Source organism: Lacticaseibacillus salsurae (genome assembly GCF_045862175.1).
GTDB lineage: Bacteria > Bacillota > Bacilli > Lactobacillales > Lactobacillaceae > Lacticaseibacillus > Lacticaseibacillus salsurae.
In genome coordinates this window covers 1-1,011 of sequence record NZ_BAAFZI010000149.1, presented here as the reverse complement: position 1 = coordinate 1,011, position 1,011 = coordinate 1, and the positions used below count along the sequence as shown (strand labels likewise).

Sequence of the window (1,011 nt, the reverse complement as noted above, 5' to 3'; positions counted from 1 at the left end):
CGGAGGGAATAATTTGCCGGATCACCAAGTTAAAAATCAAAAACGTCACATTAGTCCGGCGAAACAGAGTTGTTTCAGGCCGAAATAATGTGACGAATGGATGCCGGAATAGCGTGCCGCGCGACATATACGTGGCTAAACTACACCTAGATTGAATCTTTCCTTTAACCTTTAGCAGATAATAGCATTGCAAACTCTGAAATAGTTATGGGTGGATGGCGCTTGATGAAGACCAGGTCTTCCAATAACGACTGCAAGATTGCATTCTTGCCTTTGAGATAACCTTGGAATGCGGACACAATCCAATACTCCACTGCTACAGTCACAGACGCAATCGCAAGTAATATCGCAAAAAAAAGCAAGACAACTTGTAGATTATCAATAGTGATAGTAGTAGTTACTAGGTTGCTTAGACTAGCACTAACAAAACTAATTAATGGCAAAACGACCAGTAAATTTATGGCACTAATTAGTGGAAATGCAAACTGCCTGAAATCATTTAATGCTTTCTGTCGATCAATTACCAAATGTTGAATAAAGGTTTCGATATCAATTAAAGAATCCGAGTGAAAATATCTAAGCAATTTTTCAGCAGTTGACAAATGCTTTTTACACTCTTTCGTTACTATTTCAGTAGCATGTATTTTTGTGGAGAAGATCATCAGCACAATGATTGCGACAACAAAAATCGATGCGCTCACGCGAAATACCCCAATAGATTTTCCCCAAAACCATTTCGAATTCAAGAGAGAGAACAGGCCAATTAAATACGATAAGATAATGACGCTAGCAATAAAAGCCAGCTTGACGATTTGTTCACTCTTCAACAATCCAATACCTTTGTCGATTTGTTTTTTTAATTGATACTCAATATCTGTCATCGTCTGGTGTTACCCTCAAAAGTGAGACAGTGAATCTAGTATAATAACATCAAAGTATGATGACTGGAGGATCTGTTATGGCTAAGAAGTACAACCAAGATTTCAAAGACATGCTCATCGAATTGCACGC

At 38.1% G+C, this 1,011-nt stretch carries 1 protein-coding gene; it reads right to left on the bottom strand.

From position 1 onward, the window contains the following. Window positions 1–164 precede the first annotated feature (164 nt). Entirely contained in the window at window positions 165–881 is a 717-nt protein-coding gene (locus ACKTSG_RS14335) for a hypothetical protein (RefSeq protein ID WP_407895703.1), read from the bottom strand. Window positions 882–1,011: the final 130 nt, after the last annotated feature.

What these genes read in the sequence shown, in the direction of transcription:
- ACKTSG_RS14335 (WP_407895703.1), bottom strand. Translation starts at nt 881, where the DNA reads ATGACAGATATTGAGTATCAATTAAAAAAACAAATCGACAAAGGTATT.